This window comes from Pseudomonas moorei (genome assembly GCF_042846945.1).
GTDB classification, from domain to species: Bacteria; Pseudomonadota; Gammaproteobacteria; order Pseudomonadales; family Pseudomonadaceae; genus Aquipseudomonas; species Aquipseudomonas moorei.
The window spans coordinates 3,635,387-3,656,530 of the sequence record NZ_AP035776.1 but is presented as its reverse complement, the minus strand read 5'-3'; the positions used below and the strand labels follow the sequence as shown (position 1 = coordinate 3,656,530).

General features: G+C 59.9%; 20 protein-coding genes and 1 pseudogene. 11 read left to right on the top strand and 10 right to left on the bottom strand.

The window, feature by feature from the left end; genetic code table 11:
* Positions 1–11 precede the first annotated feature (11 nt).
* On the top strand, positions 12–989 hold the full coding sequence (gene galE / locus ACGJAX_RS17275; protein WP_390955478.1) for a UDP-glucose 4-epimerase GalE: 978 nt from the start codon (positions 12–14) through the stop codon (positions 987–989).
* A 44-nt stretch (positions 990–1,033) separates the two neighbouring features.
* Here the strand turns inward: galE and ACGJAX_RS17270 are convergent, their stop codons facing one another.
* The 5 genes from ACGJAX_RS17270 to ACGJAX_RS17250 form a co-directional block, all read right to left on the bottom strand.
* Positions 1,034–1,834, bottom strand: a complete 801-nt coding sequence (locus tag ACGJAX_RS17270) for a CpsD/CapB family tyrosine-protein kinase (RefSeq protein ID WP_247255085.1) — start codon at positions 1,832–1,834, stop codon at positions 1,034–1,036.
* 11 nt (positions 1,835–1,845) lie between these two features.
* A complete protein-coding gene (locus ACGJAX_RS17265) occupies positions 1,846–3,411 on the bottom strand; it encodes a Wzz/FepE/Etk N-terminal domain-containing protein (RefSeq protein WP_390955477.1) in 1,566 nt (521 codons plus the stop codon).
* 20 nt (positions 3,412–3,431) lie between these two features.
* Complete coding sequence (locus ACGJAX_RS17260; RefSeq protein ID WP_390959901.1) at positions 3,432–4,547, bottom strand: hypothetical protein; 1,116 nt, start codon at positions 4,545–4,547, stop codon at positions 3,432–3,434.
* A gap of 26 nt (positions 4,548–4,573) precedes the next feature.
* Positions 4,574–5,131, bottom strand: coding sequence for a polysaccharide biosynthesis/export family protein (locus tag ACGJAX_RS17255; protein WP_247255087.1), 558 nt, complete (start codon positions 5,129–5,131; stop codon positions 4,574–4,576).
* A 394-nt stretch (positions 5,132–5,525) separates the two neighbouring features.
* The gene (locus ACGJAX_RS17250) at positions 5,526–6,011 is read right to left on the bottom strand and encodes a hypothetical protein (protein ID WP_390955476.1); all 486 of its coding nucleotides are present in this window, start codon (positions 6,009–6,011) and stop codon (positions 5,526–5,528) included.
* A gap of 699 nt (positions 6,012–6,710) precedes the next feature.
* On the opposite strand from ACGJAX_RS17250, the pseudogene ACGJAX_RS17245 reads away from it, so the two are divergent.
* Positions 6,711–6,914: pseudogene (locus tag ACGJAX_RS17245) on the top strand (peroxidase); the annotation flags it as partial.
* Here the strand turns inward: ACGJAX_RS17245 and mug are convergent.
* Complete coding sequence (mug, locus tag ACGJAX_RS17240) at positions 6,905–7,438, bottom strand: G/U mismatch-specific DNA glycosylase (RefSeq protein WP_390955475.1); 534 nt, start codon at positions 7,436–7,438, stop codon at positions 6,905–6,907. The pseudogene ACGJAX_RS17245 and the gene mug overlap by 10 nt on opposite strands.
* Positions 7,431–8,057: a TetR family transcriptional regulator gene (locus ACGJAX_RS17235; RefSeq protein ID WP_390955474.1), complete on the bottom strand. Its 627-nt coding sequence runs from the start codon at positions 8,055–8,057 to the stop codon at positions 7,431–7,433. Before ACGJAX_RS17235 ends, mug begins: the two co-directional genes overlap by 8 nt.
* Positions 8,058–8,315: 258 nt before the next feature.
* On the opposite strand from ACGJAX_RS17235, the gene ACGJAX_RS17230 reads away from it, so the two are divergent.
* The 5 genes from ACGJAX_RS17230 (at position 8,316) to ACGJAX_RS17210 (ending at position 14,431) form a co-directional block, all read left to right on the top strand.
* Positions 8,316–9,434, top strand: a complete 1,119-nt coding sequence (locus ACGJAX_RS17230; protein ID WP_390955473.1) for an HlyD family efflux transporter periplasmic adaptor subunit — start codon at positions 8,316–8,318, stop codon at positions 9,432–9,434.
* Positions 9,434–10,930, top strand: a complete 1,497-nt coding sequence (locus ACGJAX_RS17225) for a DHA2 family efflux MFS transporter permease subunit (RefSeq protein ID WP_390955472.1) — start codon at positions 9,434–9,436, stop codon at positions 10,928–10,930. Before ACGJAX_RS17230 ends, ACGJAX_RS17225 begins: the two co-directional genes overlap by 1 nt.
* 19 nt (positions 10,931–10,949) lie before the next feature.
* Positions 10,950–12,422: an efflux transporter outer membrane subunit gene (locus ACGJAX_RS17220; RefSeq protein WP_090319763.1), complete on the top strand. Its 1,473-nt coding sequence runs from the start codon at positions 10,950–10,952 to the stop codon at positions 12,420–12,422.
* A gap of 51 nt (positions 12,423–12,473) precedes the next feature.
* The gene (locus tag ACGJAX_RS17215; protein WP_247255095.1) at positions 12,474–13,424 is read left to right on the top strand and encodes an aldo/keto reductase; all 951 of its coding nucleotides are present in this window, start codon (positions 12,474–12,476) and stop codon (positions 13,422–13,424) included.
* 62 nt (positions 13,425–13,486) lie between these two features.
* On the top strand, positions 13,487–14,431 hold the full coding sequence (locus ACGJAX_RS17210) for a LysR family transcriptional regulator (RefSeq protein WP_248914226.1): 945 nt from the start codon (positions 13,487–13,489) through the stop codon (positions 14,429–14,431).
* A 44-nt stretch (positions 14,432–14,475) separates the two neighbouring features.
* Here ACGJAX_RS17210 and ACGJAX_RS17205 read toward each other — a convergent pair whose 3' ends face one another.
* From ACGJAX_RS17205 to ACGJAX_RS17195, 3 genes are all read right to left on the bottom strand, one after another.
* On the bottom strand, positions 14,476–14,736 hold the full coding sequence (locus ACGJAX_RS17205; protein WP_390955471.1) for a DUF2790 domain-containing protein: 261 nt from the start codon (positions 14,734–14,736) through the stop codon (positions 14,476–14,478).
* 193 nt (positions 14,737–14,929) lie between these two features.
* A complete protein-coding gene (locus tag ACGJAX_RS17200; protein ID WP_390955470.1) occupies positions 14,930–16,270 on the bottom strand; it encodes an ATP-binding protein in 1,341 nt (446 codons plus the stop codon).
* Positions 16,267–16,926 carry a response regulator transcription factor gene (locus tag ACGJAX_RS17195; RefSeq protein WP_090319747.1) on the bottom strand — a complete coding sequence of 220 codons (660 nt, stop codon included), beginning with the start codon at positions 16,924–16,926 and terminating at the stop codon, positions 16,267–16,269. Before ACGJAX_RS17195 ends, ACGJAX_RS17200 begins: the two co-directional genes overlap by 4 nt.
* Before the next feature lie 132 nt (positions 16,927–17,058).
* Between ACGJAX_RS17195 and ACGJAX_RS17190 the strand changes: the two genes are divergently transcribed.
* The 4 genes from ACGJAX_RS17190 to ACGJAX_RS17175 all read left to right on the top strand — a co-directional run bounded on the left by ACGJAX_RS17190 (position 17,059) and on the right by ACGJAX_RS17175 (position 21,102).
* Positions 17,059–17,382 (top strand): PepSY domain-containing protein, encoded by a 324-nt coding sequence (locus ACGJAX_RS17190; protein WP_390955469.1) that lies wholly within the window; start codon positions 17,059–17,061, stop codon positions 17,380–17,382.
* An 88-nt stretch (positions 17,383–17,470) separates the two neighbouring features.
* Positions 17,471–17,941, top strand: a complete 471-nt coding sequence (locus tag ACGJAX_RS17185; RefSeq protein WP_390955468.1) for a DUF2271 domain-containing protein — start codon at positions 17,471–17,473, stop codon at positions 17,939–17,941.
* A gap of 25 nt (positions 17,942–17,966) precedes the next feature.
* A complete protein-coding gene (locus tag ACGJAX_RS17180) occupies positions 17,967–20,147 on the top strand; it encodes a PepSY domain-containing protein (protein ID WP_390955467.1) in 2,181 nt (726 codons plus the stop codon).
* Complete coding sequence (locus ACGJAX_RS17175; RefSeq protein WP_390959900.1) at positions 20,137–21,102, top strand: FAD:protein FMN transferase; 966 nt, start codon at positions 20,137–20,139, stop codon at positions 21,100–21,102. The genes ACGJAX_RS17180 and ACGJAX_RS17175 overlap by 11 nt, the downstream gene beginning before the upstream one ends.
* Positions 21,103–21,144: the final 42 nt, after the last annotated feature.

The window sequence follows — 21,144 nt, the reverse complement described above, 5'->3', positions numbered from 1 at the left end:
TGGAGATCAGGATGAATTTTTTGGTGGTGGGGGGCGCGGGCTATATCGGCTCGCACATGGTCAAGCAGCTGCTGGGCGCCGGTCATGAACTGGTGGTGGCAGACAACTTTTCAACCGGCCATCGCAGCGCGTTGACGGGCGGGAGCCTGGTCGAACTGGACATCGCCGACGCACAGGCGCTGGACGTCCTGTTTGCCGGGCACCACTTCGATGCCGTGTTTCACTTCGCGTCATTCATACAAGTGGGAGAGTCTGTCGCCGAACCGGCCAAGTACTATCAAAACAACCTCGCCGCCACCCTGACGCTCCTGCAGGCCATGGTCCGTGCCGGGGTCAAGCACTTCGTTTTCTCCTCGACCGCCGCCGTCTATGGCGACCCGTTGTACGTGCCGATCGACGAACAACACCCCAAGGCCGCGATCAACCCCTATGGGCGCAGCAAGTGGATGGTTGAGCAGATGCTTGAAGATTTCGACCGCGCATACGGGCTCAAATCGGTCTGCCTGCGTTACTTCAATGCCGCTGGAGCAGACCCCGAAGGCCAGTTGGGCGAACGCCATGAACCTGAAACCCACCTGCTGCCATTGATCCTGCAAGCGGCCTCGGGCCGGCGCCCATCGATCACTGTGTTTGGCCGTGATTACGACACACCCGATGGCACCTGCATTCGCGACTACGTACACGTTGCAGATCTCGTCGCCGCTCACGCACTCGCCGTGGACTATCTTCTGGAAGGGGGTGCCAGCACGGCGTTCAACCTTGGCAATGGTCAAGGTTTCTCGGTGCAGCAAGTCATAGACACCGTACGCCAGGTCACTGGCCAGGACATCTGCGTGAGCGAAGCGCCACGCCGCGCCGGAGACCCGCCACGCCTGGTGGCCGACCCACGCCGGGCCCAGGCATTACTGGGATGGCAGCCGCGGTTTGCCTCGCTTGAGCAAATAGTGACGCACGCCTGGAAGTGGGAGCAGAAGCACCCCTGGCATTGACAGCAGGCGCTGGCGATAAACGCCGAGCGCCCGAGACTGACGTTCTAGTAGTAAGAGCGGTTTTGGGGTTCGGCCTTGTTCAGCACCGTACCAATGAGGTTGGCCGAGCCCAGGTGATGCAGGCTTTCCTCGATCTCTTTCTTGCTGTTCATTCCATTGGCGACCACGAGCAGGACGCAATCGAATTTAGGCAAGACCGTGATCACATCATCGGAGCTCAACACCGGTGGCAAGTCGAAAATCACGATACGCGAGTTGTAGCGATCGCGAAGGTCGGTAATCAAATGACTGACCGCGGGCGAAGACAGCACTTCGGTGGACAGCGGGATCGGTTCCCGTGTTGGCAAGACCACAAAACGCGGCAATGTCGGATTGACCAGCACTTCTTGCAGTTCGGCTTCATCGGCCAGCAATTCATTGAGCGACTTTTCCATCGGCAGGCCCAGGCAGGCACCCACCCTCGGTCGACGCAAATCGAAGTCCACCAGCAACGCCGTCTTGGTGGTGTGATGCGCAATACTCATCGCCAGATTGATCGCCAATACCGTTTTACCGGAGTCCGGTGTCGGCGAGGTGATGGCCAACGTACGCCAACCATTTTCCTCCATGGCTTTGAGAACCTGCGTACGCAGCAAATCGAACGCCCCGCCCATGGGGGAGTTCTTGTTGTAGGCCACGATGCGGTGACGCTCAAGGTGGTCGGCCCGTAGCGGAACGACCTTGGTTTGCACATAACTGAGGGCATTGAGCGTGGGGGCTGGGGCAGGCTGTCCGCTCGAGGTAGTCACGAGACTCGACGAAGCCTGTGGCTCCCCTTTATCGCTCGCTGGCTTGATTATTTCCATGGCTGTATTCCTTATTCAAACCGTGCCAGAGCCTTAAACACCAGTAGGTCCAGAGGCATGTAGAACAAGTGCACGAGCACCAGAAGGACGGCGATCAGCACGACTCCACCGAGGATCAGAAACTGGCGCCAACGCTTGCGGCGTGCAAGTTCTGCCTTGGTGTGAATATAGGGGATGGTACCCAATACGCGTTTACCCAACACGCTTGTCAGCGCCTCCACACCGCGCACGCGCTGGTTCAACATTTCCAGCAGCATCACCAGTGCGCCAGTGCCGACCGGGGCAAGCACAAAGCCCATGGCAACGACTTTTTTACGGTTGGGCCTGACCGGTTTCTCGGGCATCAACGGCGCCTCGAGAAGCACAAAACGCTCGGCCTTGTTTTCCTGCTCCAGGCTCTCGGAGATTTTCGCCCCCATTTCCTTGGTGCGGATTTCCTCGTACTTCTTGCGCGCGTTGTCATGGTCGCGCATCAGCGTGACCAGCCCGCGCTCGACTTGCGGCGTCTCAAGAATCTGCGCCTCATAGGCATTGATTTTGGCGAGGATTTCCTTCTTCTGGTCGGCCAGAGAGCTGATCCGTGCTTCCGATGCCGCGACCCGCGCCTGAGCCTTGGCAACATCCATGCTGACCGACGTCATCGCACCGCTATTCCCGCCATTGGCAGACTCGAGCGCGGCAATTTTGCGTTTGACGGCGCGCACATCAGGGTGGGCTTCCGTATACAGCGACAACAACCGGGCGTACTCCGCCTTGAGGCTGGGCAAATCCTGCTGTTGATCAGCCGCCGTACCCGACGCTCCGGGTTTGCTCGCTACGCCGGCACTGGCTGCGGAAACTTCCAGCTCGTTGAAGCGCAACTCCTCGCGGGCCGCCTTGTAGTCGCGGTCGACCTCTTTAAGCTCGGTCTCGGCGCGCGACAACATGTTCATGCGCAATTCCTGGTGCTCGGGCAGCGCATTGCTGTGGGCCTGCTTGAAGTCCGCCAGGCGGTTCTCCAGGGTTTCCAGTTCAACCCTGAGCTTGTCGGCTTCCTGGGTCAGGAACTCGGTCGTCTCACTGGCTCGCTCGGTACGCTGCTTGATGTTTTCATCCAGAAACAGCCTCACCAGTTCCTTGGCGACCTCGTTCGCGACCTCCGGCTGCTTGTGTTCAAAAGCCAGGCGAAACGCGATGGTGACCTCTCCGCGCCCCTTGACGGCAGCACTGACCAGGGAAACGGTAATCGAGTTACGCATCTCATCGATTTTCTCGGTAATGCTTAGCCGACGGCTCTCCGAAGCAAAGAGATTGTATTTGTCGATGATCGCTTCCAGGTGCTCACGGGTCATCACGCGCTGGCGAATGACCTCAATACGCTCGTCAGCAAACGTGTTGTTGTTTGCCGCCACCAGGTCGGGCGAAATCTGCTGGGACTCGACCAGGATCGTGCCGGAGGACTGATAGACGGGGGGTATGGCCATCGCCACCATGACGCTTACCGCGAATATCACAGCGATACTCACCACCACCAATACGGCATGATGCTTGACTATCGCGATGTAATCGTTAACCGACATTTCGTATTCAGAGGCCATAGTTCTCACACAGCTGAATTTCAGAGTTCGGGGTAACTATAGGTCAGGGTTAACCCCACGACGTTGGCACTGGCATCGGCAAAACCGCTTTGCAGGCGTTGCTTGTAGGAGAAGGATAGGCGCGCAACCCAAAAAGGCGAGAGATCACGACTGACCCAGGTATTGAAATTTTTAAGGGTGCTGGCTGACACTCCTGTGGTTTTTTGCCATGAGGTATCGATACCGGTACGAATCAACTCATCGACGGAATAACTCCATGTAGCCCGCAGATTGTCACTCTCGACGAAGCCGCCATCACCGTTGGCGATCGTGCTGCGACTGGCGTCGAATGTCGTGTCAAAGCGCTCGCCGGCATAGTGCAGGTTGAACCCGCCCTGCCCCGTGGGATTGCTGTTTGTACCCGAGACCTGGTTGACGCCCGCGTACGCCGACCCTTCGAGATTTTCGGAGATCTTGAAGTTGAAACCTGCGGTGGGCGTATAGCTGTTTGAAGAGGCAACACCGGAGCCGGACGTCGGTTCGTAGCGCCTGGCGCCAAAACGCGTGAACAGCTCGAGACGATCGCTCCAGGCATAGCTCAGGCTCACTCGGTTCGACAGCTCGTCATAGCTGGTCAGGGAATTAATGTCATATCTGACGTCCGTGTATTCGGCCTCGTCGGCCAACGTCGTCCGGTCGCTCAGCGCGCTACGCCAGTTGCCCCCCACCGTGGATTGCTTCTGGGTGCCGTCGGGGGCGATCACGCCGGTTTCCTGAACGGTACTGGAGAGCGTCGAACTCTCGACATAGCTCGCCGTCAGCCCGTACGCACCGGTTTCGGTGTCACGCTGCCAGCCCAACCGCAGGTTGGGGTCTTCACGATCCCGAACGACGGAGGTGTCAGATGAATGCACGACGTTCACTCCCAGACCGATGTTCAACTGATCCCGGTCGGACGTTCCCACGATCGTCGCATCGGGAGCGATGATCGTACGGGTCACGGCCTTTTTGTTGTTCCCGACGAGCAGGGGATTACTATCGTGTTCGACAGTCGTCGGCACGGCTACCGTCGATTGCCAGGTGGCCGCACAGGCCACCCCCGAATACGGCAAAAACAATAATGCCGTCGCAGCTCCAGTTGTTCGCAGCATAAGCAGGCTAAGCCCCGATACCTCACGCAAAATCAAGGCACGACCAACGTATCGCCGGCCTGAAGTTCAAAGTTGGTGGACATGTCACGCCCGGAGATCAAGTCACTGTAGTGAACGGGCAATAACTTTTGGGTAGTTCCGTTGTTTCGAATAACCTTGATGCCATCCTTATCCGCAAACTTGTCCAACCCACCCGACATGCTCAAGGCTTGCAGCACGGTGGTTGGGCCGGTCATCTGCGCTGGCCCGGGCTTTAGTACCTTGCCCTGCAAGTAGAAGAGATAGCCTTTTGGATCCTTGATGCTGACGCTGACGTCGGGATCCGGAATGTATTTGACGAGTTTGGCGGCGATGGCCGATTCGGCGGCGGCGGTTTCAAGCCCTGCCACCTGGATGCATTTCACCAGTTTGATGCAGGCCCTGCCATCGGGAAGTACGGTGACGTCTTGATCCATGTTGGCCTCGCCCCAAACGGAGACATGGATGACATCTCCCGGATTGAGCAGGTAAGCCGCGTCTTTTTCGTTGGCACTGGAAATGCTGGGCCAAACAGCCAGCGCGCAGAGCGCAGGTAGCATTAAACGCAACATCGGGATCCCTCCGCCTAAGTAGCCTTGTCAGGAGTTTCACACAAAAGCGGAGCTAAATCACTATCTCCCCCTTCATGCCAAAAAAAACACGAGACTGTAATCGCTTCGGGCTTGTCGTTGGTCAATTTCATTCGGCACTACCTCAGCCAGAGAAATTTTTGTTATTTTACAGCGACTTGAATCCTTGCAATCGACCCTCTAGTTAGCGCGTCAAATTAATTTCATTCAGGCCACCATCAAAATCCATTTGCCTGAACACCGCCCCCAGTGCATCTATTACAACTCAACTAATCGACGCCATCCCCCGATAGAAAAACAAGGAAAGACACATATCGACCAGGAAAAATATTTGTTTAAAAAATCAACTGGCGCCTAAACGAACCCCAGGCACTAGTTAAACTTTCCGACGGTTGGCTACCATAATGAAACCAAATAACGCCGAAGAGAACAGCCAGGCCACTGCAGAAAGCGGGACAGCTTTCGGCTGATTGGTTATTCCCGTCAACTCGGTAACCTGGCTTTTAAGATCAACCATTACCTGATCATTGGTGGTCCCCGCCATTAATCCGTCGCAAGCAGGAACATTGACACTTTCCGTAGAGCCGGAGTGATGTACGACGCTGCTGAATTTCGCCGATTGAGCGCCATCGAAGTAGACATCGGTGACCAGTGAAGGCACACCCAGGCCGTTTCCAAGCGTAAGTAGCTCGCTACCGGAAGGCTCTTCCAGCGCATTCCCCGCTTGCGACCTTAATGCATCGCATGAATTGTTCATGCGATTAAATTCATTGAAAAAAGTCGACGCCTGCGCATTAAAAGCAACCGCACCATTAGCGAGCATCAGAATCAAAACGGATTTAATGACAAGTGTTGGTCGCATAGCACAGCCTCCCTGCGCAGAGGTGAATTGTTTGTTGAGTAGAGGACTTTTCCATCAGCGTAAATTGAGCGTATAAGCACATAGCCAGCACGTCAATAGCTCGTCACGATAATAAAAAAAAATAAAAATCAGCGCAGAATGGCGTCAAAATACCGACAAACCAATCAACACTGACCTGCATCAAATGCACTGTTTTCCCATTCTCAGTGGTGACTTGGGTATTAGGTTGGAACAGGAAACGCTCTCAAATAACTTTATCGTTATCTTTTCGAAAGTTAGCGCTGGCTTTGAAAACAAACTTCAAGATTTCCGGCAGTTACAGCTGTCGATGTGGATCCAACTTCGGTGCAAATCAGCCGTTTTTTTTCAAAACCGCTACGTCCAGACAGACCAAAATCCATGCAATGCGAGCCGGTTCATGCCGCGCCTGAACACTGACATTGAGGATGGCGGAAAACCGACGCACAGATTTTCATCGGTTTAACGTTTGCCCTCCGCCTCGATGGCGGACTCACCGCTAATCTTTGCCCATGTCTCTCAACCCTGCCCCGCTGCTCACGGAACCGCCCACGCCTACGTCAATGCCAATGGACAACCCATCCCCCGAGCCTCAATCCATCTGCAAGCCAATTTCCAGCAGCGCGATCGGCATCGTTGCAACATTGGTGCCGGGCCGTGAGCGTGCCAGTCAGGTGCGAGCCTGGTGCGGGAGAATTCGGCACTTACTTCATCGGCTATGCGCGCTCGCCCGCCCCCCTCGAACAGATGCTCGAAAACATGTTTGCCGGCAGACCCGCAGGCAACCATGACCGTTTGCTGGATTTCAGCACGGCAGTCACTGGAGGCCTGTTCTTCGCGCCATCCTCCGACCTGCTGGAAGAACTGGCCGATCGTCAGCCCTGAAACGCCGAAACCCGGTCCACGCCGACTGCGTCATTGAGCTGGCGATACGCGTCCACCAGTTGCTCAAGGGTGAATGCGCGATTGCGCCCACTGGGGTTGGGCAGGACCCACACCGAAGCATTGCCGAAGGTCTGGGCTTGGAGACCCCACGCAACGTCCCGCTGACCGGATAACGCGCAATACGCCGCCTTGCCGAGAAACGCCACAAAGCGAGGCGCGTAGCGGGTGATTTTCTCCTCGAAAGCCGCAGCGGCTGCGGTGAACTCATGCATCGACAACTGATCCGCTCGCGCCGTTGGCCGTTCGACCACGGCTGTCAATCCACACTGATACTGCAGGATCGTCCGGTCGTTTTGCGCACGCACCTCCTGGGGCGTGAAACCGGCGAGATGGAGGGTGCGCCAGAAGCGATTGCCGCGGCCCGCAAAATGATGCCCTTGGGCGGCGGCCATCACACCTGGATTAATCCCGCAGAAAATCACCGCAAGCTGCTCGGCCAGAATATCTTCGAGTCGTTCAGCCACCGCAGATCACACCGACCGCATTGCGTGCGAGCGCCGTCAACTCTTCGCGGGATTTGCCCGCCCGGGCACGAATCGAAATGCTGTGCAGCAGCGATGAGGCCAGTACCGCCAGGGCCGCCACGTCGACATCGCTTTTCAATTCGCCGCATTCAATGGCCAGACGCAGACGCGTTTCCAGGTCGGCATCGAGCCTGTTGATTCGATCGGAAAGAATGTCGCGTATTTCCGCGTCCTCCACCGCTTCGGTTGTCGCCGTGCCGATGGCGAAGCAGCCACGGGGCTGGCCCTCGCCCGAAAAGTAAATCGACAACTGCCCCTCATAAAGCCGCGTCAGCGCCTCGCGCAAGGGCAGCGCCGGGTCCGTCAACGCCTCATGCATGGACGCCACGGCGAACTCCCAATACTGCTCGAGCGCCTTGAGGTATATCGCGTGTTTGTCACCGAAAGCCGCATACAGGCTGGGGCGATTCATGCCCGCCGCCGTGGCGATGCTATCTAGAGAAGCGCCGGAATAGCCGGTGCTCCAGAACACACCAAGCGCTTGCTGCAACGCTGTCTGCGGGTCGTAGGCGCGAGGCCGGCCCCGGCCTTTGCCCTCTGGAACTTTATTTTGTGCCATGTTGTACAAAATCCTTGAATGAAGGTGAGTGCAGGGATATTCTTACACCATCGCACAAAATTAAGGAACCAAAAGTTCCTCGGTGTCAGGTTTGTTGAAGCGAGGCTCGAACCGGGTATTGCGGCGACGAAACAGCGGCAGCGGAGCCACCCTCCCCACTGCCCACCGGTTGGCTTTCTAACGGCAATTATCAACGTCAGGGCCCCAGGCGCTTCTTGCTGCCGGCCGCCCGATTCCCGGTTAAAGGTGTATTCGATCATGACTAAACAGTTCGACATCCCGGCTTCGCAAGCCATTGAACACCCAGGACCGGCCAGGAAACCGCTCAAGGAAAAATTGCGGCCATGGCTGATGATGGGCGTGCCTGCCCTCTTCGCCGCGGTGGGCTACGCCCACTACATGGCGGGTCAACCCATCGTTTCGACCGACAACGCCTACGCCCGGGTAGCGAAATCCTCGATCAATGCTCGTGTTTCCGGGCAAGTGATCGAAATCGCGGTCGAAGACAACCAGCCGGTTCACAAGGGCCAGGTGCTGTTCCGGATCGACCCCAAGCCCTTCCAGATTGCCGTCAACCGTGCCGAAGCGCAGCTGAGCGTGGCACGGCTGCGCATCGACGGGCTCAAGGCCAGCTATCGGCAACAGCAGGCTGAATTGCAATCGGCCAAAGAATCGGCGGATTTCGATCAGCGAGAGTTTGCCCGCAAGAAGGCGCTGGTGGCCTCTGAGTTCGTCTCCCGTGCCATTTACGAACGCGCCGATACCGACGTCAAAGTCGCACGCCAGCGCATTGCCTCCATCGAACAACAGATCGCCAGCACGGTTGTCGCCTTGAACGGCAACCCCAACATCGATGCCGACAGTCACCCGACCGTTCGTGAGGCCAAGGCGCAGCTCGACGAGGCGCAGCTGTACCTCTCGTATGCCACGGTGTACGCGCCGGATGATGGCATCGTCGCCAAGGTCGACGATCTCCAGGTCGGCAACTTCGTCAACAACGGTGCCCCGGCGTTTGCGCTGATCTCCGCCCACGAGATCTGGGTTGAAGCCAACTTCCGCGAAACGGAAGTCACCCACATGCGCCCCGGCCAGGAAGCGACCATCCGCATCGATACCTACCCCGATCACCTGTTCAAGGCCCACGTCACCAGCATGAGCCCTGGCGCCGGATCGGACTTCGCCCTGCTGCCACCGGAAAATGCCACCGGTAACTGGGTCAAGGTTGTCCAGCGGGTCCCGGTTCGTCTCGAGCTGGACGAACTGAACCCCGACCTGCCGCTGTATTCCGGCACCAGCGCCACGGTCAAGGTCGACACGGGCCACAGCACGCCATGGTGGCAACCGCTTAAAGCACTGTTGACCGCAGGTAACTCCTGATGAACGCCAACGCGATTGCTACCCCGCAGGACGGTGGTGCGCGCTCGCTCAGGTTCGCCGCGTTGCTGGCGACCTATATGCAGTCGGCGAACCTGCCGTTGCCGAACTCGGCACTGCGGTTTATCCAGGGCAGCGTGTCGATGACCGACGACCAGGCCGGGTGGATATTCACCGCCTACCTCGGTGCCAGCGCCATCACCCTGCCGCTTGCGCAATGGCTTGCCGGGCGCTTTGGCTTGAAGCTCGTCTATCAAGCCGCGATCGTCCTGTTCATCGTGGGCCTGCTGCTCGCCACGGCCGCGACCACCCCGCTGGAGTTCGTCGGTGCGCGGATTGTTCAGGGCATCGCCAGTGGCGTGCTGGGGCCGCTCTCCATGGGGATTTCCCTGGAGACGCTGCCACCGGCACGGCGCCCGAAATTTGGCGCGGTGTTCACCGCCGTTGTACTCCTGGGCATTGCCACCGGCCCGACGGTCGGCGGCTGGCTCAGCGAATATCACGGCTGGCGCTCGATGTTCTACGCCAGTGTTCCGCTGTCGGTGTTCATCTTTCTGGTGGTGGCGTTGCTGCTTGCCGAAAAAAAGGCCGAGACAAAACCGCCGTATGACTTCTTCGGCTTCGGCACCTTCACCCTGAGCATGATCGGCCTGCAAATGCTCCTCGACCGGGGTGAGCGTCTGGACTGGTTTGCCTCGACCGAGATCTGGATCGAAGCGGTGGCCTTTGTGCTGGGGATGTACCTGTTTGTCGTGCACGTCCTGACCACAAAGGTGCATTTCATCAACAAGAGCCTGCTCAGGGACCGCAACTTCGTGCTGTCGACGGTGATCTTTTTCGCCCTTGGCTTCGTGCTGTTGTCGACCATGGCGCTGACCTCGCCGATGCTGGACGAGATCCTGGGCTATCCGCCCGTCACCACAGGCTTGATGACGCTGCCGCGCGGTGCAGGTCTAGTCGGGTCATTCATCCTGATGAGCCGTTACTCCGATCGATACGACCAACGCCTGTTCGTTGCGGCGGGCGTTGCACTGGTGGCGTATGCCAACTGGATGATGCTCGGTTATTCGCCGCTGATGGACTGGACGCCGGTGGCGATTGCCGGGGCGATCCAGGGTATCGGCCTGGGCATCCTGATGCCGTCGATCAGCAAAGTGGCGTTCAACACCCTCGACCCCAAGTTGCGTCCGGAAGGCACCGGTTTCTTCAATCTGATGCGCGCTTATGGCAGCACCCTGGGCGTTGCCGTCGTGCAGTTGTACTTCTTCAACAATACCCAGGCGATGCACATGGCGCTGGCCAGCAACCTGACTCCGTTTCGCGCCGCCGCGCATTCGCTGGTGTCGGCCCCCTTGCCGGCGCTGGCGGGGCTCAACGAAATGATCACCGGCCAGGCCGCGTTCATCGCCGTGCTCGACCAGTTCAAGATTTTGATGGTGGTGATGCTGGTGGTGAGCCCACTGGTTGTCTTTCTTCGCAAACCCGTTTCGACCAACTAGTTTTCGTGGAGTGTGCCAAATGAAATCCCGTCATCTGTTCCCAACGAAAATCAGTGCGCTGTCGACCCTGATCTTCTTGTCCGCCTGCACCGTCGGCCCTGACTTCAAATCCCCTGACGCCAGCACCTCGCAGCACTATGACCAACAAGCCGAACAGCGTCTTGGCCAGGGCGGCAACAAGCCCGGTGAACAACGCATCGAACTGGGCAAAAAAGTTGGTGGTGAGTGGTGGTCAGCCTTTCGCTCGCCAAAACTCGATCAGGTGGTGCGCCGGGCCATCGACGGCAACCTTGAACTGGTCGCCGCCGACGCGACGATCCGCCAGGCCGCCTCCTCCGTCGCCGCGGCGGAAGGCGCGCTGTATCCGCAAGTCGATTTCGGTGCCCAGGCTGGCCGCGCACGGACGCACAATGCCAAGGACCCTTCGATCTCCAACTTCTATGCGATTGGCCCGCGAGTGGGCTTCGACCTCGACGTATTCGGCGGTAACAAACGCCAGGTCGAAGAACAGCAAGCCTTCACCGATCTGCAGAAGCATCGCTACGAAGCGGCCTACCTGACCCTGACCGGCGATGTCGCCAGCCAGGCGTTGCTGGTGGCCTCGGCCAACGCGCAGATGCGTGCAGTCGAGAAGTTGCTGGCCAATGACGCCAAGAACCTCGAACTGGTACGCATGGCCCACGCCAATGGCAGCACCACACAGATTGATGTGTCGCTGGCCGAAACCCGGCTCGCTCAGGACCGTACGCTGTTGCCACCCCTCGCCCAGCAGCGCGATTCGGCGCGCCACGCACTGTCGGTCCTGACCGGCAAAGGTCCGGCTGACTGGATCGCGCCGGACTTCGATCTTGCCGAGTTCGCCTTGCCGTCCAACGTGCCCGTCAGTTTGCCTTCGGAAATGGCCCACGACCGGCCGGACATCCTGCAAGCCGAAGCCGAGCTGCACATGGCCAATGCCGCCGTTGGCGTCGCCACCGCCAACCTCTACCCCCATGTCACGCTGTCCGCAACGCTTGCTCAGGCCGCTTCCGGCAATGGCGGCGCGGCGCTCTGGGGCTTCGCCGCAGGCATCGCCGGCCCGATCTTTGATGGCGGCACGCTCAAGGCTGAACGTCAGGCGGCCATCGACGGCTACAAGGCAACGCTCGCCGGCTACCAACAGACCGTCATCACCTCGTTCGGCCAGGTGGCGGACACCTTGCAGGCCATCAACCACGACGCCGAGGAAAACCTCGCGCAGGACGACGCGCTGCGGGCAGCCGAGACCAGTTTCCGCCTGAACCAGCAAGCCTACGCGCAAGGCGAGAACAGCATCCTCCAGGTGCTGGAGGCCGAACGTGCCTACGAACAGGCGCTGCTGGGTCAGATCCGGGTGAAGACCGCTCAATACCTCGACACCGTGCGTTTGTTTGTCGCCCTCGGCGGTAATTCCGTCGGCGTGTTCGATCAACGGGTGGCCTCTCGCGATGAACAGAAACCTTCGTACCAGTAGTGCAAAAGCGCACTCATGAACATTTACACGAGCGGGCACTGGAGTAGAAACATGTCTTACGAACCCATTTTCGATGCGCTTCGCGAAACCCGATTTCCCCTGGTAAACGGTTGCGGCGACATGCCGGCCGTTGGCTTCGGTACGTTGTTCAAGGATCTGAGCGTAACCACCCAAGCGATCAAACACGCGCTGGAAACGGGCTTTCGCCATTTCGATTGCGCAGAACGCTATCGCAATGAAGAAATGGTCGGCGCGGCGTTCAAGGCGTTCCTGGAGACAGGCAAGGCCCAGCGCGAAGACCTGTTCATCACCACCAAACTGTGGAACACCAACCACCGTCCGGAGCGGGTGCTGCCGGCGTTCGAGGCGAGCTGCCGACGCCTGCAAGTCGACTACATCGACTGCTACCTCATCCATACACCCTTTGCCTTTCAACCCGGCGACGACCAGGACCCGCGAGATCCATTCGGGCATATCATTTACGACGGGGGCGTGACGCTGATAGAGACCTGGCGGGCAATGGAGCGTCTGGTGGATGAAGGACGGTGCAAGTCCATCGGTTTGTCCGATATCACCCTGCAAGCCTTAAAAGAGATCGTGGCCCAGGCGCGGATCAAACCCGCCGTGGTGCAGGTCGAGTCCCACCCTTATCTGCCCGAATGGGAGCTGCTCGAATTCTGTCAGGCCCACGGAATCATCGTCCTGGCGTTTGCGCCACTGGGCCATGGCATGGAACCGAACGTGCTGGAAGACGAGGTCATTACCGGCATCGCCCGACGCTTGCAAAAGAGCCCGGCGCAAGTGGCACTGGCCTGGTCGGTGCAGCGCGGCGTCGCTTTTCTGACCACCTCTGCAACACTGAGCCATATTCGCGAGAACTTTGATATTGCGACCCTGCCCCACCGGGCCATGCATGAAATCCGTCAGGATATTACGACACGGATACGCTTCAATTCGGTGGTGGAAACCGGCGTACCCGGATTCATCCCGCGCATGAAGTAACACACGACAAGGGGCGGTCCTGTATTGGGCCGCCCCTTTTTATGATCCTGTGAGGTGAAACGATGGATGTTTTCCAGACCATGCGCTTCTTTACGGCTGTCGCCCAGAGCGGCAGCTTTACGGCGGCGGCGCAGTTGTTGGACACCACCACGACGAACGTTTCCAAAGCGGTTTCCAGCCTGGAGGCCAGGCTGCGCACCCGCCTGATCAACCGCACGACCCGCCGCCTGGCGCTGACCGAAGCCGGGGTGCGCTATTTGCAGCGCTGCGAAAAAATCCTCGAAGAGATCCGTGAAGCCGAAGAGGAAGCCGGTACCGCGCAAATCGATCCCAAGGGCAGGCTGAAAATTCATGCGGTGTCAGCCATCGGCAATCACTACGTGATCGACGCCATCGCCCGGTACAGGGAAATACATCCCTCGGTCATGTTCGATCTGACCCTGACCAATCGGCTGCCGGATTTGCTCGAAGAAGGCTATGACATGTCGATTGTGTTGGCGCGGGATCTGCCCGATTCGGGATTTGTCGCTCAGCGGCTTGGCACGACTTACAGCATTCTCTGCGCCTCGCCGGCCTACCTGAAGAAACGCGGAACGCCCGACTCGCCGGGTGCGTTGCATGCCCATGACTGCCTGAGAATCGTCAACACGGTGATGCCGGTTGAAAACTGGGTGTTCGAGGGGCCCGAAGGCATGGAGACGATCAATACGCCGGAGTCGTCCTTTCACGTCAACACTGCGGATGCCATGACGGTCGCCCTCACCAGCGGAATGGGTATCGGGGTTCAACCCATAGCCTCCGCGGTCGCCGGCCTCAGGGCGGGCACCCTGGTGCGTGTACTGCCGGACTATCATTTTGAAGAATTGAGCCTGTTTGCCATCTACCCGTCACGAAAATTCGTGGACGCGAAAATAAAGACCTGGCTGGAGTTTCTGAAAAACCACATCCCCAACTTGTTGGCAGCCGATGAGAAAATCGCCAGCCAGTCAGAGCATCGGGTTCGCTAGTGCCGTCGCAATGGAGTGTCGACCCTCCACCGTCTGCAGCGCACTCAACCGTTCGAACATCCAGTGCCCATCACTTGATACTGCAGCACGTGGCGTTGACCGCTGGAGTCCTCGTAAATCATTTGCGCCGATACCGGTCCACATTCATTGGGAATATCGGCCACGGTAATGACCTTGTGGATGTCCAGTTCCGTTGAGTAGGTGTAGGGTTCGACAGGTGTGGTCGTTGTCGGGGCTTCCCCCGCAAAGGCCGGCGCGCCGAGGCCGCCAAGAGCAAGAAAAATCGCTACTTTTGCCAGGTTCATGATGTTCACCGTCTCGTTCAAGGTTTGCTTGCTTGTACCTCTTGAACCAAGGGCTGGCGACGCCGTTGGTTCACCGGGTAGAGACGATGCTAAGCGTTTACCACGCTCCTAAATAGCGGCTTTGCGGACATACACTGTTGTCGGATTGCACAGGAATGACGCCACCGCACAGGGATAATGGCGCCTCTCAAACTCAACCTTCGAGCGTCGCCACCACCGGCAACCAGACGCACACTTCAAAACCATCCGGCCGGCCCGTCGCAGGCGAGACCAGCAGCATTCTGGCGTTGACCCCTTCGACAATGGTCCTGGCAATTGCCAGCCCCAACCCTGAGCCGCTGGCCTCGCTGTTGCCCCGCACAAATCGCTCGGTCAGGCGCTGCAACACCGGTTCCGGCACAGCCGGGCCACCATTGATCACCCGCAAGAGCGCCGATTCGGACAAGCTCACTTCGACCGGCAGATCCGCCGCGCCGTACTTCAGTGCGTTCTCGATCAGGTTGCGCAACAGGACGCCGAAGGCATCCGGGTCGATGGCCGAATACACACTGGCCTTCGCTGGAAGCCGCAACTCGACCCGGCCCCCGCTGCTGTGGTTCCACTCATCGACCACATGGGCCAGCAGCGGAATCAGATCCTGCGGCGTTTCAGACAACAGCCCGCCCCCCTCGGCCTTGGCCAGTTGCATGAGTTTTTCGGAAAGCCGCGCCAACTCGCGCAATGATTTTTCGATCTTCGCTGCCCTCACCCGCAGCGGGCCTTCTGGCGCTTCGTGGCGCAAGCGCTGAATCTGCGCGAGCGTCGCCGCCAGCGGCGTGCGCAGTTCATGGGCACTGTTGGCGGTAAAGCTGCGCTCGGCTTCCAGGGCCTTGCGAAAACGCTCCAGCAAATGATTGACCGCTTCGGCCAACGGATCGATTTCCGCCGGCAGGCGCGCCACCTTGATCGGCGACAAATCGCCGACCCCGCGAGCCTCCACCGCCCGCCGATAGGCTATTACGCTGCGCAGGCTGATACGCACAAACAACCAGATGCCCAACAGGCTGACCGGGATCAATGCCGACAGCGGCAGCAACAGGGCAAACAAGGCTTCCCGCGCCGCTTCACGGCGATGGCCCAGGGGTTCGGCGATCTCGATGAACACCGTTTCTCGCAACGCACTGGCCCCGTACAAACGGTACTTTTCCGTGGTCGTGAAACCTTCCGCCGGGTGCTTGCTGAAGATGTCCGGGTTGGCGTCATGGGACTGCATCAGAATCTGCCCCTCACCATTGCGTACCAGGTACGTCAGGTATTCCTTGTGGGTTTTGAGCGGGGCGACATGCTGGGCAGCGCGGGGCTCTTCGCGGTTGCTGATTTCCAGCACGGCCAGCGGCAGGATGCGTTGCGCGGTTTCTTCCAGGGCGCTGTCGAACGCCTCGTTCAACTCATGCTGCACCACCAGCCATGTACCCACCGTCGCCCCCAGCCAGAGCAGGGTCATGCCCAGCGTCAGGCCGATGCCCAGACGTTTCTGCAGACTGGAAGACTTCATGCGGACATCAGCCGATAACCCATGCCGCGCACGGTTTCAATCAGGTCACGGCCGAGTTTCTTGCGCAGCCGGCTGATGTAGACCTCGATGGTGTTGCTCTCGATTTCAGCGCCAAAGGCATAGAGCCGCTCTTCGAGTTGCGACTTGGACAACAGCGCACTGGGGCGCTGGACGAAGGCCTCGAACAATGCCCATTCACGCGCCGTCAGGTCCACGGTCACGCCTGCTCGCTGCACCGTGCGCGCACTGACGTCCACCTGCAGGTCGCCCAGTCTGATTTGCGGATTGGGGTTGCCGCTGTAACGCCGGGCCACCGCCGCCACACGGGCAGACAGCTCGAACAGATCGAATGGCTTGACCAGGTAGTCGTCGGCCCCGGCATTGAGACCGGCGATGCGGTCGGAGATCTGATCCTGGGCCGTCAGGATGATCACCGGGGTCACATCCCCGGCTGCGCGCTGCTGGCGCAAAAAGTCCAGCCCACGACCGTCGGGCAGCATCAGGTCGAGCAGGATCAAGTCATAAGGCGTGCTGCGCACACTGTTGCGCGCATGCTCAAGGCGCTGCACCCAGTCCACGGCATGGCCATCGTCGGCGATCTGCTCGCGCACCGCATCCCCCAGCCCCGGCGCATCCTCGACCAATAAAACCCGCATCTGGCACCTCCTGTGATGGTTGACGTATAGCACCTTAATCGCCGTACCTGACGTGAATCTGAAGATTCAGCTGGTTGTCAGGATTGCACTTTAGGGTATGCCACAGACGCCGACCATGGCAGGAGACAGATCATGAAATCAGGTTTTATGGCCAGTGCCGCGCTGCTGAGTCTGTTGTTCAGTGGCTATGTGCTGGCCGACGAAGATTGCAGCGACCCGGTGTCCGACTGGCAGCCGCGCGAAACGCTGCGCCAGCAGGTTCAACAGCAATATGGCTGGAGCGTGCAGCGGATCAAGGTCGACGACGGCTGTTACGAAATCAGGGGCCTGGATCGCAAGGGCAACGCGATAGAAGCCAGTTACGCGCCGGCCTCCCTGCATTTGCGCAAGCTGGAGATCCGCTTCAAGGACGACGGCGATGCCGGAGACTACCTCGCTCGGCCCATCACCGAATGACGAACTGCCGAGGATTAATTCCCGGGTTTCAGGTTGCTGTCAGCAATCAGGTTCAGGCTCTCGACCAGACGATCAACAGGACATTCCCATGAAAAAGATCATTGCAGCCACCTGCCTCGCCGGCGCCATTGCCCTGCCGGGCCTCGCCCAGGCCCGGGAAGTCACGCTGACTACGCAACTCAAGGACTACGGCGGCAACGACGCCTACCTGGCGATCTATGTCACCGATGCCAATGGCCAGTACCAGAAAACCCTCTGGGTCTCCGGCAAGAAGGCCAAGTACTACAAGCACCTGGGCGATTGGGCCCGCGGCAGTGGCATGAACCCGAGCGAGTTTGACGGCGTCAGCGGCGCCAGCGTCGGCAGCGGACGCACGCTCAAAGTCAGCGTTGAGCTGGCGGATACCTTGATCGACGCCGGTTACCAGATCCGGATTGACGGCGCCGTCGAAGACAAGCGTGAGTCTCGCGCCGATGTCAGTGTCCCGCTGACCTCCAAAGGCGCCGGCAAGCCGGCAGCCGGCAGTACCTACGTCCAGTCCTTTACTTACGATCTGTAGTACCCGACCTATCCGGAGGCTGAACATGCTTCGCCAGCTCCATTCGATACCCGGCCTGATCGCCGCCCTGCTGGTCATGATTCTGGCCATCAGCGGCGCCATGCTGTCGGTCGACCCGGCCCTGGAGCGACTGCATCAGGCGCCGATCGCCAGCGGTCAACTCAACGTCGGACAACTGGCCGGGCGCGTTGCCAGCCATTTCTCCGGCGTGGAGCAGATCCAACGCAGCGCGTCCGGGACCGTGATCGTCTACTACAACCAGAACGGCCAGGCCGGCGCCGAAACGGTCGATCCCCTGACCGGCCAGGGCCTTGCGCCCTACCAGCCCTCGGCCTTTTCACGCTGGATGAAAGACCTGCACCGCTCGCTGTTCCTCGGCACGCCGGGGCACGGTGTGGCCGGTGCAGGTGCCTTGTTCATGCTGATGCTGTCGGTGTCCGGGGCGCTGTTGCTGGCCCGACGCCTGGGCGGCTGGCGTAACCTTTTGCGGCCCATACGTGGCAACTTCAGTCAGCGCTGGCATGCCGAAGTCGGGCGTCTGGTACTCGTGGGCCTGATGCTCTCGGCGCTGAGCGGCACGTTCCTGTGCGCCACCACCTTCGGTCTGATTCCGGACGGCAGCACGGTTGAACCGGCCTTCCCGGCCCATGTCAGCGCCGGTCCGGCCATGCCGGTGGCCAACCTGCCGGCCTTGCGCAACGTCGACCTCAACGACCTGCGCGAACTGGTCTACCCCAGCCCTGGCAACCCGAAGGACGTGTTTTCCCTGCGCACGGCCCAGGGGGACGGTTACGTCGATCAAGGCAACGGCGCCCTGCTGTCCTATCAAGCCCATGACTCGATGCGCGCGCTCTACGAACTGATCTACCAATGGCACACCGGGCAGGGTCTCTGGTGGCTGGGCCTGATACTCGGGGTCTGTGCCCTGAGCGTACCCCTGATGAGCGTTACCGGGATTGTGTTGTGGTGGCGCCGCCGCAAGGCTGGCCCGAACATCCGCCACAACAGCCCCGCCCATTCGGCCGACAGCGTGATTCTGGTCGGCACTGAAACCAACAGCACCTGGGGCTTTGCCAAGACCCTGCACGACACCTTGCACGCCGCCGGACACAAAGTGCACAGCGCGCCAATGAACAGTTATTCGAACAACCTGGGGCATGCCCGCCAGCTGTTCATCCTGACCGCCACCCAAGGCGACGGCGACGCACCGGCTTCGGCCTCGCAGTTTCTGACACGCCTGGGCAAGGGCGGCCTCAAGCCTGGCCTGCCGTTTGCCGTACTGGGCTTTGGTGATCGCCAATTTGCCCGGTTCTGTCAGTTCGCTCATCAGGTTGACGCGGCGATGCAGCAGGCCGGCGGCACACCGTTGCTGGCGCTGGAGACCATCAACCGCCAGTCCTCCCAGGAATTCAGCCGTTGGGGCCAGAAACTGGGCGCTGTCATGGGCCAGGAGTTGGTGCTGAATCACACCCCCGACCGGCCGCGCACCCATCAACTGGAACTGGTGGAACGCATTGCCTACGGGCAACAGGTCAACGCACCGACCCACGTTCTGCGCTTCAAGGCCGTGGGCGAGCTGCCGTGCTTCGAGGCCGGCGACCTGGTGGGCGTCGTGCCGCCGGGAAGTGCCGAGCCGCGGTTCTACTCCCTGGCCAGCAACTCGGACGACGGCGCACTGGAAATCTGTGTACGCAAACATGAAGGCGGCGTGTGTTCCGGCTTCCTCCATGAGCTGCCCGAGGGCGCCCCGATCGAAGCCTTCATCCAGCCCAATCCGCATTTTCGCCCGGCCTCGGGCAAACAGCCGGTGATCCTGATCGGCGCCGGCACCGGTATCGGGCCGTTGGCCGGTTTTATCCGCAACAACAAGGCCCGCCATCCAATGCACCTGTACTGGGGTGGACGCCACCCGGCGTCGGACTTTCTCTACGAGCCGGAGCTCAACAGCTACCTGGCGGACCGTCGCCTCACCCGCTTGCGGGCAGCGTTCTCTCAGGTTCAGGATCGCAGCTACGTGCAAGACCGGTTGATCAGCGATGCGCTGGCCTTGCGCCGCCTGATTGAAAAAGGCGCCCAGGTCCTGGTGTGTGGCAGTCGCGAGATGGCCAAAGGCGTGATGCACGCCCTGGATGAAGTATTGGCCCCCCTCAACCTGAGCGTGCTGACGCTCAAGGCACAAGGACGCTACCTTGAAGATGTCTACTGAGCTGCAACGCTACAGCCTCAACGGCGAAACCATGGGCAGCCGTTACACCGCGCTTTTCTATGCGGAGCCAGATTTGTCGACCGAGGCCATCAGTCACAGCCTGGCGCGCGCCGTGAGCCGGGTGGACCAGCAAATGTCCACCTGGAAGCCAGACTCCGACCTCAATCGCCTCAATGCCGCGCCCGAACAGCAATGGGTCGCTGTCCCCAAGGAGCTGGCCACGGTGCTGTCCACGGCACTTCGCGTTGCTCAGCAATCAGGGGGAGCCTTTGATATCGCCGTCGGTGACCTGGTGCAAGCCTGGGGATTCGGCCCCGGCGAGCCGGTCGTCACGCCGCCAGCCCTCGATGCGCCGTTGCCAGCGGTGCGCACCTCGGCCAGTGCCGCGCTGGAGGTGGATCCGCAACACAATCAAGTCCGCAAACGCGCACCGCTGACCCTCGACCTGAACGGCATCGCCAAAGGCTTCGGCGTCGATGAACTGGCGCGTTGCCTCGAAGGCTGGGGCATCACCCATTACCTGGTAGGCATCGATGGCGAGATGCGCGCCCGGGGCGTCAAACCCGGGGGCCAGTCATGGATCCTGGCGCTTGAAAAACCCAACCGGGGCGTGCGCGAAGTGATGGGGGTGATGGAACTTGGCGACGCGGCCATCGCCACTTCGGGGGACTATCGGCACTGGGTCGATGTGGCGGGCAGGTCCTATGCTCATACCATGAATCCGGCGACCGGAGCCCCGCTAAGCAACCCGCTCGCCGCCGTCACCGTGGTTGCCAACAGCTGCATGCTCGCCGACGCCTGGGCCACGGCCCTGATGGTGCTGGGTGAAATCGAAGGCCCGCGACTCGCTCAGGAACGCGGGATGGACGCCTTGTTTGTGTTGCGCGACGGTGAGCAGTTCAAGGAAATATCGATTGTCGGCGGCGAGCGGCAGGCGCAGATTGAAACGCGCTGAAGCGACGGGTCGAAGCCCTGCCCTGTGTATTGATCCCTCTCC